Consider the following 12,380-nt stretch of genomic DNA (forward strand, 5'->3'; position numbering starts at 1 on the left):
TGTGTTACGCGTACTTCACATCTTGCGTAGGAACCTTTAGAATGGTGCGATCAACTGATCTGAACCAGGTCATACCATTCTCGATCTTTACTTCGTCTCCCAGAATTGTATTTCCTTTTACGGGCAAACGATTATTCCACGCATCGATCACAATCGTAGGTCGTATCGTGATCAAATCTTTATAGAGCTGTATACCTTGCAAGCTCCATATACCCGCTTCGTTTACTTTGAGTCCTATACGAAAGAACTCAACCTTGATTAACTCACGTGCCGCCTCATCGTCTTTGAATGCATAGTCCAGCAAATGCGTAACAATAGTCTTGGAGATAAGCAATAGCTTTTTATACTGCTCATTCACCGCGGTGTATTCATTCACAGTTTTGATCTGCCGGAGTATATATACCACATCGTCAGCATTATTTCGATTGGTTGCACTCAACAGCTTCTTGGCAAGGTCAGCGGGATTAAAAACAATTTTTAACACTGGCTCACTGCCGGTAAGTTTGGTGAATGCAGTTTCATCTATAGTATTGCTATAGCCTTGTGCTTTCAATGCACTTAGTGTTGCCGGGCCGAAAATTCCGTCTGCCGCTATACTGGCGCCCTTACTGATAAGTGCCTGCTGAAGCTGTACAACACGCGGCCCTTTACTTCCTTTCTTTAATGGGAAATCATCGCTCGCAGTAGTTGTACGTGCTGTGGATTTCTTTTTTGAAGCGGTGCTTGCCGCATTACTGGTATATGCCGTATTCGTATTTATACTTTCACCTGTGGTTACAGTATCAACAATCTCGGAGTTATTTTGACTTGTGAGTTTCTTTCTCCTGAAATGATCATATACTAAATACCCACCGCCACCCAGTGCAGCAAGTGCTAAAGCATAAATGAATATTCTGGACGGTCGTACACTTCGCTTCGATGTGGCTGCCTTCCCGTTACTCTCTATTCCCCTCAGTCCCTTCTTCCGTTTCATACATTTATTTCTTTGCATTTAGTAAGCGGATAAGGTTGTTATACTCATCGCTGCTTAGTTCTTCCTCCAGGTCTGCATTCAGACTTTTGTTATACATCCGAAAGTATTCCTTTTGCACTCGCTCATACATCTTCCGCGTTGGCAGTTCTTCAAAGACCTTTGTTACGGCTTCTTCATTTGTTCCCCAGCCCATGTAGTTGTCATTGTCGAAGGCCATCTTCAATTGTTTAGCGTATGCAGCGGGATCTCCTTCTTCCAGACTATGTTTCTCCGAACGATTCGTTTGTGACTTCTTATAGAAGTGACGCACAAGGAAGAACAAGCCTGTTGCTGTGCCTACTCCCAGAGAAGAGTATATCACTACTGTTTTTAAGTCCTGTATTTTCTGCGCGTCTGTCTTCATATATATACTTGTTCTTAATTATAGTCTTAAAGTCCCAGCGCTTTCTTAGCCAGTGTCGTTTTTACCGGATCATTCTTTACCACTTCGGCAAGCTTGGAGATTTCCCGTGCGCTTAACTTTTGCATCAGCGTAGAGGCTGCCTGTATTTTTAGCGAAGCCTCTTCCTGTGTCGGTGCTTCCATGTTTATTTCAAATGTGTACTTCATCTTTAGTTTGTTTGAATGTTCAGGGTTTGAAATACTGAATCAAACCTGCTCTTGTCCTGAGCAAGACTCTGAAGGATAAGATTGATCTTGTTAAACTCTTCCTTATTGAAAACTGCTTTGAGCTGATTGACAAATTGCAGAGCCTGCTGATCGAGGTCGCTCAAGACTTGTGGTGCGCTACTCTCTTCACTGCTCTTTGGTTTAAAGCTTACCTCAACATCTTCTGCCGGTGGCGGTGGTATAGAATCATCAAGCAAACCTGCCAGTGCTGAACCGCCCGGTATACTGGCCATGATCTTCGGATTGCGTTTGATAAACGCTTCCACCATGCTGGAACCTAAACTGCCCAATACACCATGCAACGGTGAGCGACTTGCTTCCAGTTGTTCATTTGTCTTTTCAAGGCGCTCGACTTCTTTTTCAAGTTCCTTTACTTCGTCCTCCAGTTCTTTATTCTTGTCCTGAAGTTTTACAAACTCCTGTTCGCGCAGGCGTTGCGTGACACCGTTCTCGATTTGATCATCTACATCTATACCATCGAAATTTTCCTTTGGCGCATTGCCAAAGAAAAAGATGTGTTTGTCGTTGCTGTTGCTTGTGCCCGAGTACAGAAGAATCTCAACGCTCTTGGTATCGGCATCAACATGATTTTCATATAGTCCGAACATTTCAATATCGCTCGTTCTTCGTACTACTTTGAAGCCATCCACGATGATTTCAAAATCGATCGGTCTACCTTTCTCAAAGTATATTTTCAAGTGATCGAGCAGGCGATCTATCTTCCGCTGATCGTATTTCTCTTTTGCTATCAGTCCCATTGTTTCTAATCAACTTCTCGTTTTACTTTTCTTCTTCCTTTCTCTCTTTTTAGCTCACGATGATCACCTGTATAAATTTGATCTTTCGTCTGCCTGTACCCGGATTGGTAATCACTATCTCTCCGTGATGTTCATGTACATTCTCTGCAAGCGGATCATCTGTCGAGTCATACATGCCATAGGCTGACTCGACAATTAACCCCGGTGGATCATCCACGATAAAGTATAGCTCATTAAATGCCGGTATGATAAGTGTACTGTCACCTTCGATCACCAGGTCACGATAGCGCACCCGGTACGCCTCATGGCCAAGTTCTTTTACCCTTACCGGCACATAATGAAGTATATAGCTCTCAGTCATATAATGATTGTTACCGGCTGTTCTTCCTCTTGCGCGTGTCCCGGCTCTGTGCCGAAGTACTCTTCTGCCGCCTCAACTTCCACGTATATATTCAGCTTGAAGGGCTGACTATACTTCGCTCCCTTGAACCATGCTTTGAGATATACATTGTCACCCGCTATCTGTACAGGATTTAGCTGTGGCACCTTACCAGTCACCCACGGCTTTTCACTGTCAATAGCAGTGTCTTCGATTCCCATCTGTGCTTCGTCTGTGAGCACAATGTTAGTTGGTGTCACGAAGTCCATATAGAATATATCCGAGGAGTCGTGCGCCTGAAGCGTTACCGTTCCTGCATCTGGCCATGAAGCTGTCGTGGTGACCAGTATACCGGTGATACGCGTAACATTCGAGGGCAAGCGAACATCTATAGTCTTGTATCGCTCGGCTTACTGATCAGCACCGTTGTAATTACGGTCTTCCTTTTTGTTCTGGTAAGTATCATCGCTTACTTCATTTCACATTGAAGAATTATTGTCACGCTATATCTTTCGAAGGGAGCATGTAAATTCGCTGTATCCTTATACTGCACTTTCACTTCTCCATTACCGGCTACTACGCCGTTTCCGAGTGTTCGGAATTTCTGATCGGGTGCTACCGAGATTCCACTCATGAGAATTTTACTTTCGTAATTCTCCGGGAAGATTTCTTCTCCACTAATCTCGATGCGTTGGGAACCCCGGTAAAACAAGAGATTCGGATAGTTGGAACTTACCAGGATGCCGCGCACCAGTTTTACATTTTTGTCCAAATCGAATTTCTTGCTTACCGGTTCTCCTTCCGCTTCTACCATGAAGGTGAAAGGTTTGTCTACTATTCGCCTTTCCATTGTCCGCTATAGGTTAAGGTATAGTAGCTGTTCCCACAAGGCCCACATAGATCACTGCGTTGGGATCAAGGCCCGACAGTGTACCAAGCTCGATCTCAAACTCGATGTCTATATCATCCTGGATGAGTCGCGGGTTGGCGAGTTTGTAAAAGCCTTTCGGTACTTGTGAAAATCCATCGGTGATGAATACGCGATTCGAAATATCGCTTACCAGTTGCTTCTTGTTTGCTTTCAGTTTGAACTCGCCACTGGCAAGCGATCCGATTCCATCGATGGTATCGAAGGTTGCCACCTTGATAGCTTCTGAATCCTGTGATGTCGCTTTACCTTGCAACAGATATATACCGGATACAAGCAAGGCCATGTTCTTTGGAAGCTTTGCATTGCTGATGTTACGAAGACCAACTTCTTTTACGTCCTGACTTTCGAACATCTTGATCGTCTTGGCTCCGCGTACCGGTTTGATCGAGTATATTACATGATCGGCCAGACGAAGTTTACCTTGTGTGAGCTGATCTTTGATTGACTTCGGAAGCTCTGCGAAAAACTTCTCAAACTCTGCACGTGAACCCTGTGAGGGTATATGCTTTTTGGTAAGTTTACTTATCGCTCTTGCTTTGGAAATAGGATCGAGCTGTTTCAACTGCCCCATCAACTCCGCATTCCCATCGCCTTCCAAACCCAGTAAATCTCCGGGGTTCGTGTACTCACTGTCCATGATTTGTCCTAATGCTCCTAGCATATTCTTGTTTGCTTAAATTGTTTTATGATTAAAATCTTATAGTGTGAGCATGGGTGTGACACGCAAGGTCTTTTTGGAAAGACCTGTATTGAATTTTCTTCGATTAGTGTTATCTGATTATGATTGTGGCAGGTATAAATTATATACTTGGCTACTTTGCTATAAGTATATATTTATAGTTCACGGTCAATGTCGAATAGTCCTGCTGTACCTTCATTCATGGCCAGTACATCATCGTTAACGCGATCAAGTTCCGACATACCATCATCGTTTGAATTGTATGGATTGATGAAGTACTTTACTTGCTCGCCTCCGTACAGTCCATTGGTTCCTTCTGATTTGGATGCCGGTATATATAGTTTCTCTTTGAAGTTCTCAAAAAACTGACCTACGCGATCTTTAGCATCCTCTGCTATCTGCTTAAAGTCAAAACCATCGACTCCACTTACCGATGTGGGCTTCTTTATCACTACGCTCGTCACAGCAAGACTGGCACCTGCTGCCAGAATAAATTTGTTCTCAGTCTTAGCACCGATAAACAATACCGGTATACTTGCCAGAAGTGATATTTTTCCTACGGCTGCTGCTGTTATACCGCCTGCTATACCCGCCAGTAGAATGCCTCCGGCTGTTTTCAGAGCATCCACATTGTTGCCCTTTGTGATCGCACCGGTGATACCTGACAGGCCACCGCGCTTTTTACTTTTCTTTCCCTTCTTCCTCTTTGTCCGTCCCATGTCTATAAAAGTTTTGTAAATGTTATTCTTTGTGTTGCGTGACGCGCCTTGCGCCCACTGCGACTTTTCTTGGTGTTCCTTCGCTTCTTCTTTCTGCTATATTTTGGTGATTTACTCAATGAAAATCCACTTAATGATTGGCCGTTGCTGCCAGGTTTGCTTCCGCGCATCGCTCGCATGACTATAAATCCACCCGTTGCTACGGCACCTGCAATCAGTAAAGACTTGCCGGGGTTGTCTTTGACCCAGGTTGTAGTCTTCTGAAAAATGCCCGGCTTGTCCGTTGGCTTAGTAATCGCACCACCTTCAGGTGCCTTGACAACATCAGTTGTATTCCCTCCGGAGGCGGTATGTATATTTGGTACTGCTGTTCGAGCAGTCGCAGAACTGTTGGCAGTATCTTTTTGCCTGAGTAGTTGTTTCATTGTTATTCTCTATTTGTGGTTTTGTTATACTTGGTACAGGTGCCAGTGGTATAGAGGGCGTTGATGCGCGCGCTGCCTGAACCAATGGCTTTGCTTCCGAGGCAACACGAGATACAGTGTTAGCTGCCTCCGTAAGCCATAATGTAGGATCGGAGTCTGCATCAATAGAGGATGCATCAGGTGCATCATCATCCGTTCTTACTTCATCTTCACTGTCGGGTATATTTCCGCTTTTAGCTTCATCCACGGTCGCGGCATTGTCGGTTTCGCTCTGAAAGCTTTTTTCTTCTGAACCTCCTTTATTGAAGAGTCCCTTGACTTGTTTTAAAGCACCGGCGACAGCACCCACCGCTGCCATTGCTGCCGCTATAGATGCACCTGCTGCTATCTCGCCAAGACCATTTAGATCTCCGTCAAGACCATACAGAACAGCGTACTCCTGTTCATCGGCATATATATCTTCATCAAAGCCTCCAAGACCATTGAGTGGAACAGGATTGTGCTTCTTATTTCCACGGCCTTTAAGAACTGCTTTCTTGAAGTTTGCTTTCATACCTCCGGCATCGTAGTATATCTTCTCCGCTTTGTCTTTGATCTTGCGAACCTTCGCCAGTGCTTCCGGATTCATATCACGCTTGCGCGCTTCTTCATCGCTTAAGTATGCATAGCGGAGTCTGCCACCTATATTGAACAGGTTTACTTTTACAGCAAGCAGGAACCCGTTTCGAAGAAGTATAGTACCCGGATTGGTAAAGCGGTTTATAAAGTGTACTCCTTTCTTGGCAACCTCCACTATTTTCTTGGTGGGTGCGACAATTGTCTTCTTGACAATGGCTTTGTTTATGTCAATTGTTTTCTTGACAATTTTCTTTTGTACATCAGCGACCTTCTTTACAGCATTGCCAATCTTCTTGAAGAGGCTCCCCATCTCTTCCGTATCGTATACTGATTCAATGTCCGCTATATCTACATTCTCAGGTTCGCGTGATTCGCGCAGGAGCATTTCCAGCGGATTTTCACTTTCTTCGTATGAGGCATCATCTCCCTCTATCCCATCCAAATAATCCAGTCTCATATCGTAATCTTTATGTTCTAAAAATGGTTGTTCATCGTTGAAATCATCCTTCACGCAGTCCATAACTATATATTCTCTACGTCCCGATAGCGTCCCATCCAATCGGCCTGTCACCGGGACAATAGGGTATATATGCTGCCAGCGTGGTATATCCGGAGGCTTCTGCGGATACTTTGTTATGCGCAGTACATGTGGTATACCGAGGTTGGAAAGAATAGAGCTGATAAACTCCGTATAGCAGTCACAATCAACACCGCTAAAACGCTCCCTCCACGTTCGTCTCGGACTGCGTATCTGTTCAACCCCATCCTTGTCTTTTTTATACTGTACATGGTTGTAGATAAAGTGCCAGATGTTCGAGCAGGTATCTTCGAGAGTTTTCCCTCGCAATACTTTGGCTATAGCTTTTGTCTGCCATAATGTTTTCGGTACTGTTTTTTTGATCAGCTTCAGCGTATCTTCTACATCAGCATAACCTTTTACGCGATGATCCTTACCTGTAGCTTTTGGAATGAGGTGGTCGAACTCCTCACCACTTCGTATCATTCTCTTTCCGTTCGACTTCATACCTCTATTCCTTTTCCCCTCTTATCTTCCCCTCAATCATTCCTTCTTCTTCTTTACCCTCAGGCTTTCTTTCCGCCACCCAGCGTTATATTATCTACTTTCTTATAGGGCAGCTTGTCATTTATAGTAGTGATCGTTTCAACTACCATATTTATCTGTCCTGTGTCGCGATACTCTTTAAGTAATGTTGGCACTTTAGTAGCCAGTGTCATGAAACCTATATTTATATCGATAGGCTTCATCTTTACTTCACTGAACTTTGGTACTTCTATATTTACGTTCTCCATTTGCGAAGACGCCACCGTTGCATCATTGTGGATCATCTTCACAAAAGGCTGTTTTACTCTTACTGTACCTCCGCTCGGATTTTTAAGCGTCACCTCGATGCGTAAATCAATTCCTTGCAGGCTCACTTTATGTATCGATGCTTTCGTCACGGTCTCAAGCTCGTTTGACAGACGGTTGAGCTTTAGCAGGTAGCTTGCTCCATATATAGTAGCAAGGGCACCAGCGCCTAGTACTATATATTTAGTTTTCATGCGTGCGCTTCTTTTTTCTGTTTGCTATTTTGCGTGAGCGGGCATAATTCCGAACGCGTTCCTTTTGCTTTAGCCATAGCGGGCTAAGTATATCTCCGATGATCTTGAAGGCAAGACATATAATACCACCGGCTATTGCCTGAAGTATATAGTCCATAATAAAGGACAGATCAATATGAGCCATCAGATTGAAGACCGCTCCGAACAGAAAAGCAAACCAGTTGTTTCCTGCACTGTTGTTTGTTGGTGTTGTCGTGTTCATGATGTAAACATAGCACGACCACAAAGCATGACTCCCTCCTTCCGACCTACATTCGATATATGTTGTATAACAATGGAATTTGATTGTCAGTGACTGGATATGTTAAGCCGTGATTAGCAATCTACTGTCTGTGATTGGATATGTTTTGTGCGCGACCGGCAATATTTGACACCTGATTGGACATTTTCAGTACTACATGTTCTTCGTGAAACATTAGACTATATCCATATATGTATAGGTAGGTGGATATAATTCAAAAAGAAAAGAAGATACTAGACCCAATGAATAATGACTAACTGATAACGCCTACGGCTGCATAAATGCAGCTAGTATTTTCATAGTTGCTATATTACTATTATTGTCGCATCTAAGGCCGACACCTGTAATTATAGCTTTGTCGTTGTCTGTATTTCCAAAGTTTGGCGTATACAAAACCTCGCACTGATAATTAGGTTCGACTCCAACCCTAACCTCTTGTGGTAATCCTGACAATAACAATGTACCGTCAGATTGTGCAATGACAGATCTATAATAAACCCACATTGTCTGCATATTATTATAGCGTGCTCTGAATCCTACGCCTGTTATTACTTTGTTGTCAGGAGGAACTGCATACCAAACTTCAGTTGGGGTGTATTGTGGCTCTGTACCAAGCTGAATTCTGTACCTCGGGCCTAATGTACCATCAGCATTTAAATACCTGTACTCTAAAGTTAATGTTGACACATTTCTATTACTATTAACTCGCGCGCCAATGCCGGTTAGGACAGTACCTGCAGGCAAAGCTCCATCAGCCTCAAGACTAGAATTAGGTTCAATTCCTAACCTTATCTCTTGATTAGCAGATAAACCTTCAGTGCGTCCATTTTTCGCGTCCACCCATTGGAATTCATAATCATAAAAGTTTGTGGCAACATAGTCTCCTAAGTCTTTATCAAATACAGATGTTGAAGAAAATACCTGTTGGTCGGATGCAGTGTCTGATTCACTACAACCTAGGATAGCAAATAACATAATGAGAGAGTAAACAATTAAATCTTTTGTTTTCATAATAATTGGTGTTAACGGGGCTAGTATCTAACTATAATGTACAAACCTTATTTAAGAATTGAATCAAGCTGTTTAGAATTGTGAGATTAAGCGATAACATCGAATTTATTCCAACAATCAAGGGCTCAGTTATTAAAGTATAAAAGCCGATATATCCCGTCTGGACTTATCGGCTTTTGATTCCTAACCTACCTGAGTATTCAGGAGGAACACAAATATAAAACAAGATTCTAACTTCAAAACTAAAAAGCCCTATGCTGAAAACGTAGGGCCCTGGCAGTTGAACTCGTTCGTGATGTATTTCTGTTTTACCACTATAAAGTCTTAGATTGTTTGATAGTTTTTTTCTTCATCGGAAATTCGAAGCCAACACGCATATTCAACACATCGCCATACGGACTTTTATTTTCGTGATTGAATACACGAAGCATGATCTGAGCTGTGCCTTTTACTTTTCGCATGAATTTATAATCCTTCTTCAAACCAACAAATGCACCGGGTACCCATTCTCTGCCCAGTGGATCAGTAGGGCCAGAATGAAGTCGTGGTGGCACAGATGTATTCATTAACTCTGCTTCTGCCCGTGGAGAAAAGCCTTTACCAATCTTGAATTCGGAGTAAACGCGAGGACCATATATTCTTGTTCCTGCGCTAAATGTATTGCGATCTGTATCATAGCCATACCGTTGGTTCCAACCTAATCCGGATGTGAGTCGACCAGAAAGACGGTAGCCTATATAGGGATTAAAATCTACAAGTATATTATCGCCTTTGCGTTGTATCTGTAATGCTATACCGGGAAGCAGCCGCTCGATCAACGGCTTACCGCGCATTTCATTCGGGCGCTTCTTTCCCACTTCACTCAAACTGTTGAGACTCGAATATTTATTCTTCAGCTTCGACATTTTTTCCATCGCCTGCTGCAGTACTTGCTCTTTACCGGCAAAGTGATTCACGGCTACCTCCTTCACTTTCTTCACAGCTTGCTCTTTCATAGCATCCGGATTTTGTGCAGCGTCTAACATCGGAGTCAACGACTCTGCTGATTTCTTGAGATCGCCAACACCTGCCACATCTCCGGCTTTAGACTCCAGAGCATTCGGAAGTTGTTTTACGTCCTGCATGTTACCTTTTGTTAAATTTTGAATGTCGCTTTGATAGCCACCGGCCTGCTGCGTTAGAGAAGAAAGATTACCTGCTTTTCCGGTTATCCCTTGCAGACCGTCCAATTCACCAATCTTGCCTACTGGTGAATCGATTGAAGTATTCAGTCCATCTAAATTTTTCAACGGGCTATCGGGTAAATCCAATGATGGTATATTCATATCCTTCACCGGAAGTTTGAATCCCCGAATATCACCTGTCAATGCATCCGCTTTACTTTGCAGCTCTGGAGACAACTCCAGCTTATTAATATTATCGGTCGCTTTTGATTTAAGACCATCCATCTTTTCGTTCAGCGAAGCCACAGCTTTTTCGCGCTGCTGCATCACACTGTCAAGTTTGTGAGTGTACTTATCGGTGGGGAGTTGTAACGCGTTCAGACTATCAATCTTTGTCCGAAGTCCGTTACGTGTTGAATCAATCGAATTAAACTTTGTTTTATATTCAAGCTTCAGACTATCTGACTTACCATAAAACGAATACTGAATGGAATCTAACGCATCCGCTTTCACAACAGGAATGCTATCGAGAGACAACCTGTTTAAAAGGCTATCAGCTTGTTGAGCCTGTAAAGAAGCCGCAACGGTGAGCAGGAAGATTAGGTATGCGTAACGCATGAACAAAACATAATATAAAAAACTATATCAGATACATCTCGTTAATATCCATTCTCCTTTACTGATCCGAGCCTATAAAAATAGTTCCGGATTCACAGGCTATACAACAGTTTATTCCTTGTCTAAGCAATACGTACAATATTGCTTTATAATGTTCTCCTTTGAATTTTTCAGCAATTTGATCTCCCTTAAGTATAGCTGTATCAGTCTTAAAATCTATTTTACTATATAAAGCAATTAACTTTCTATCTACTATATCGTAACTAAATTCATCAAATAATTCTTTATCAACCTTTATACTCCATTCATGCTTAATAGCTTCCTTTAAATATATAGGATACAAATTCATGCGTACAAATTTATTCCTAATGGACAATCGCTCTACCATAAAGATATTAGTTTGTACCACTGGATAGATAACCCCATCATATTCTATGTTAGCATAAATCAAACAACCTCCCGTACCAAAATAGCTAAGATTTTTATACGGCATATCATTAGTTGTATGAATATATCTCCATTGGTATACTATATAGACTAGTAATATAAAGATCAAAAGGAGTATAATCCAAAATACTTTTTTCATAGCAGAAAAAGATAGGTTTATTGTATTCTGCAATACAGCATCACTTTTAAACCTTCCTTCATTAATTTTTAACCTTAATATCTGTTCTAACGAATCCTATTATTTTACCAACTGGCTTATTGGCGTTGTTACAGCATGATTCAGCAGACAACGAAATTGCCTTTTCAAGTAATAAACTTTCCTCTCTTGTTATTGGTAAAAACTGCATTGGTTTGGTCAGTGAACCACTCAATTCATAATCATAGAACTTGCATACTTGAATAGTATCGGTAACAGCCTTCCAGTAATAAGACTTAAACTCTTTTGATAACCCTTGTTTCCAATTATCGCATTCGCAATCAAAATGTAGTTTTAACCCCTCGTTAATGGAATCATGCTTATCAATCACTAGATATGTGATTCCACTGAAATACCCTTTTCTTATGAAAGTATGCACCCTACCTGCCTTATTATTATAAATCTTAGACGTACTTGAGCAAGCAATGAAAATCAATGGAATTATTAATTTTATATACTTCATAAAAAGTTTAACCGCCACCCCGCTTCTCGTTTCAAAGTCGTATCATGATTACTTAAGTAATTAGGGATGCCAATATGGATTTCTAGGTTCATCATCCGTCCAAAAAAATTCAATTGAAAACTTTCTTCTCAAAAGAGGACTACGTCTAATCACGAAGTATTTTTTATTTTGATAGACAGTCACTGGTCCTACTACACGGTAACCCAATAATTTTCTTTTATAAACTTTGATGGACCTAAAACCAACCATATCGCTTTTTAGAGAAGTGTCCCTAGGAATTTTAAATGAATACATGAAGGAGTCGCTTGTTTTAACATCAAGAACCAATCTGTCATCATTATACACCCGATAACTCTCTCCTTTCTTGTTATAACCAAGAAAATATACGGTGATAGAATCTCTTTGGGCAAACGCTTCAAAGGAGCATAGAAGAATGAGAAAAAATAATATGCAGCGCATGAAATTAT

18 protein-coding genes are annotated in these 12,380 nt (G+C 41.8%); all 18 read right to left on the minus strand.

What is annotated here, in order from left to right; all coding sequences use genetic code 11:
• Positions 1 to 4: 4 nt before the first annotated feature.
• The gene (locus ACFQ21_RS05170) at positions 5 to 973 is read right to left on the minus strand and encodes a peptidoglycan-binding domain-containing protein (RefSeq protein ID WP_377575780.1); all 969 of its coding nucleotides are present in this window, start codon (positions 971 to 973) and stop codon (positions 5 to 7) included.
• Positions 974 to 977: 4 nt separating this feature from the next.
• On the minus strand, positions 978 to 1,376 hold the full coding sequence (locus tag ACFQ21_RS05175) for a hypothetical protein (protein WP_377575783.1): 399 nt from the start codon (positions 1,374 to 1,376) through the stop codon (positions 978 to 980).
• Positions 1,377 to 1,402: 26 nt separating this feature from the next.
• Positions 1,403 to 1,582, minus strand: coding sequence for a hypothetical protein (locus ACFQ21_RS05180; RefSeq protein ID WP_377575786.1), 180 nt, complete (start codon positions 1,580 to 1,582; stop codon positions 1,403 to 1,405).
• A 2-nt stretch (positions 1,583 to 1,584) separates the two neighbouring features.
• Positions 1,585 to 2,400, minus strand: a complete 816-nt coding sequence (locus ACFQ21_RS05185) for a hypothetical protein (RefSeq protein WP_377575789.1) — start codon at positions 2,398 to 2,400, stop codon at positions 1,585 to 1,587.
• Positions 2,401 to 2,449: 49 nt separating this feature from the next.
• A complete protein-coding gene (locus ACFQ21_RS05190) occupies positions 2,450 to 2,761 on the minus strand; it encodes a hypothetical protein (protein ID WP_377575791.1) in 312 nt (103 codons plus the stop codon).
• Positions 2,758 to 3,159: a hypothetical protein gene (locus ACFQ21_RS05195; RefSeq protein WP_377575795.1), complete on the minus strand. Its 402-nt coding sequence runs from the start codon at positions 3,157 to 3,159 to the stop codon at positions 2,758 to 2,760. The genes ACFQ21_RS05190 and ACFQ21_RS05195 overlap by 4 nt, the downstream gene beginning before the upstream one ends.
• 89 nt (positions 3,160 to 3,248) lie before the next feature.
• A complete protein-coding gene (locus tag ACFQ21_RS05200; RefSeq protein ID WP_377575798.1) occupies positions 3,249 to 3,629 on the minus strand; it encodes a hypothetical protein in 381 nt (126 codons plus the stop codon).
• Positions 3,630 to 3,642: 13 nt separating this feature from the next.
• A complete protein-coding gene (locus tag ACFQ21_RS05205; RefSeq protein ID WP_377575801.1) occupies positions 3,643 to 4,371 on the minus strand; it encodes a hypothetical protein in 729 nt (242 codons plus the stop codon).
• A gap of 173 nt (positions 4,372 to 4,544) precedes the next feature.
• A complete protein-coding gene (locus ACFQ21_RS05210) occupies positions 4,545 to 5,108 on the minus strand; it encodes a hypothetical protein (RefSeq protein WP_377575804.1) in 564 nt (187 codons plus the stop codon).
• Between the two features lie 2 nt (positions 5,109 to 5,110).
• Positions 5,111 to 5,533 carry a hypothetical protein gene (locus ACFQ21_RS05215; RefSeq protein ID WP_377575807.1) on the minus strand — a complete coding sequence of 141 codons (423 nt, stop codon included), beginning with the start codon at positions 5,531 to 5,533 and terminating at the stop codon, positions 5,111 to 5,113.
• A complete protein-coding gene (locus ACFQ21_RS05220) occupies positions 5,433 to 7,175 on the minus strand; it encodes a hypothetical protein (protein ID WP_377575810.1) in 1,743 nt (580 codons plus the stop codon). The genes ACFQ21_RS05215 and ACFQ21_RS05220 overlap by 101 nt, the downstream gene beginning before the upstream one ends.
• Before the next feature lie 59 nt (positions 7,176 to 7,234).
• A complete protein-coding gene (locus ACFQ21_RS05225; RefSeq protein ID WP_377575813.1) occupies positions 7,235 to 7,714 on the minus strand; it encodes a hypothetical protein in 480 nt (159 codons plus the stop codon).
• On the minus strand, positions 7,704 to 7,976 hold the full coding sequence (locus tag ACFQ21_RS05230; RefSeq protein ID WP_377575816.1) for a hypothetical protein: 273 nt from the start codon (positions 7,974 to 7,976) through the stop codon (positions 7,704 to 7,706). The genes ACFQ21_RS05225 and ACFQ21_RS05230 overlap by 11 nt, the downstream gene beginning before the upstream one ends.
• A 306-nt stretch (positions 7,977 to 8,282) precedes the next feature.
• Positions 8,283 to 9,026 carry a hypothetical protein gene (locus ACFQ21_RS05235; RefSeq protein WP_377575819.1) on the minus strand — a complete coding sequence of 248 codons (744 nt, stop codon included), beginning with the start codon at positions 9,024 to 9,026 and terminating at the stop codon, positions 8,283 to 8,285.
• A 314-nt stretch (positions 9,027 to 9,340) separates the two neighbouring features.
• Positions 9,341 to 10,807 (minus strand): hypothetical protein, encoded by a 1,467-nt coding sequence (locus ACFQ21_RS05240; protein WP_377575822.1) that lies wholly within the window; start codon positions 10,805 to 10,807, stop codon positions 9,341 to 9,343.
• Between the two features lie 58 nt (positions 10,808 to 10,865).
• Complete coding sequence (locus ACFQ21_RS05245; protein ID WP_377575825.1) at positions 10,866 to 11,393, minus strand: hypothetical protein; 528 nt, start codon at positions 11,391 to 11,393, stop codon at positions 10,866 to 10,868.
• A gap of 61 nt (positions 11,394 to 11,454) precedes the next feature.
• Positions 11,455 to 11,913 carry a hypothetical protein gene (locus ACFQ21_RS05250; protein WP_377575827.1) on the minus strand — a complete coding sequence of 153 codons (459 nt, stop codon included), beginning with the start codon at positions 11,911 to 11,913 and terminating at the stop codon, positions 11,455 to 11,457.
• A gap of 60 nt (positions 11,914 to 11,973) precedes the next feature.
• On the minus strand, positions 11,974 to 12,372 hold the full coding sequence (locus ACFQ21_RS05255; protein ID WP_377575830.1) for a hypothetical protein: 399 nt from the start codon (positions 12,370 to 12,372) through the stop codon (positions 11,974 to 11,976).
• Positions 12,373 to 12,380: the final 8 nt, after the last annotated feature.

It is taken from the genome of Ohtaekwangia kribbensis (assembly GCF_042676245.1).
GTDB classification, from domain to species: Bacteria; Bacteroidota; Bacteroidia; order Cytophagales; family Cyclobacteriaceae; genus Ohtaekwangia; species Ohtaekwangia kribbensis.

Coding starts and splice junctions, on each gene's coding strand:
- ACFQ21_RS05220 (WP_377575810.1), bottom strand. CDS start 7,175: ATGAAGTCGAACGGAAAGAGAATGATACGAAGTGGTGAGGAGTTCGAC.
- ACFQ21_RS05215 (WP_377575807.1), bottom strand. CDS start 5,533: ATGAAACAACTACTCAGGCAAAAAGATACTGCCAACAGTTCTGCGACT.
- ACFQ21_RS05185 (WP_377575789.1), bottom strand. CDS start 2,400: ATGGGACTGATAGCAAAAGAGAAATACGATCAGCGGAAGATAGATCGC.
- ACFQ21_RS05175 (WP_377575783.1), bottom strand. CDS start 1,376: ATGAAGACAGACGCGCAGAAAATACAGGACTTAAAAACAGTAGTGATA.
- ACFQ21_RS05255 (WP_377575830.1), bottom strand. CDS start 12,372: ATGCGCTGCATATTATTTTTTCTCATTCTTCTATGCTCCTTTGAAGCG.
- ACFQ21_RS05225 (WP_377575813.1), bottom strand. CDS start 7,714: ATGAAAACTAAATATATAGTACTAGGCGCTGGTGCCCTTGCTACTATA.
- ACFQ21_RS05190 (WP_377575791.1), bottom strand. CDS start 2,761: ATGACTGAGAGCTATATACTTCATTATGTGCCGGTAAGGGTAAAAGAA.
- ACFQ21_RS05200 (WP_377575798.1), bottom strand. CDS start 3,629: ATGGAAAGGCGAATAGTAGACAAACCTTTCACCTTCATGGTAGAAGCG.
- ACFQ21_RS05210 (WP_377575804.1), bottom strand. CDS start 5,108: ATGGGACGGACAAAGAGGAAGAAGGGAAAGAAAAGTAAAAAGCGCGGT.
- ACFQ21_RS05170 (WP_377575780.1), bottom strand. CDS start 973: ATGAAACGGAAGAAGGGACTGAGGGGAATAGAGAGTAACGGGAAGGCA.
- ACFQ21_RS05180 (WP_377575786.1), bottom strand. CDS start 1,582: ATGAAGTACACATTTGAAATAAACATGGAAGCACCGACACAGGAAGAG.
- ACFQ21_RS05245 (WP_377575825.1), bottom strand. CDS start 11,393: ATGAAAAAAGTATTTTGGATTATACTCCTTTTGATCTTTATATTACTA.
- ACFQ21_RS05230 (WP_377575816.1), bottom strand. CDS start 7,976: ATGAACACGACAACACCAACAAACAACAGTGCAGGAAACAACTGGTTT.
- ACFQ21_RS05205 (WP_377575801.1), bottom strand. CDS start 4,371: ATGCTAGGAGCATTAGGACAAATCATGGACAGTGAGTACACGAACCCC.
- ACFQ21_RS05250 (WP_377575827.1), bottom strand. CDS start 11,913: ATGAAGTATATAAAATTAATAATTCCATTGATTTTCATTGCTTGCTCA.
- ACFQ21_RS05240 (WP_377575822.1), bottom strand. CDS start 10,807: ATGCGTTACGCATACCTAATCTTCCTGCTCACCGTTGCGGCTTCTTTA.
- ACFQ21_RS05235 (WP_377575819.1), bottom strand. CDS start 9,026: ATGAAAACAAAAGATTTAATTGTTTACTCTCTCATTATGTTATTTGCT.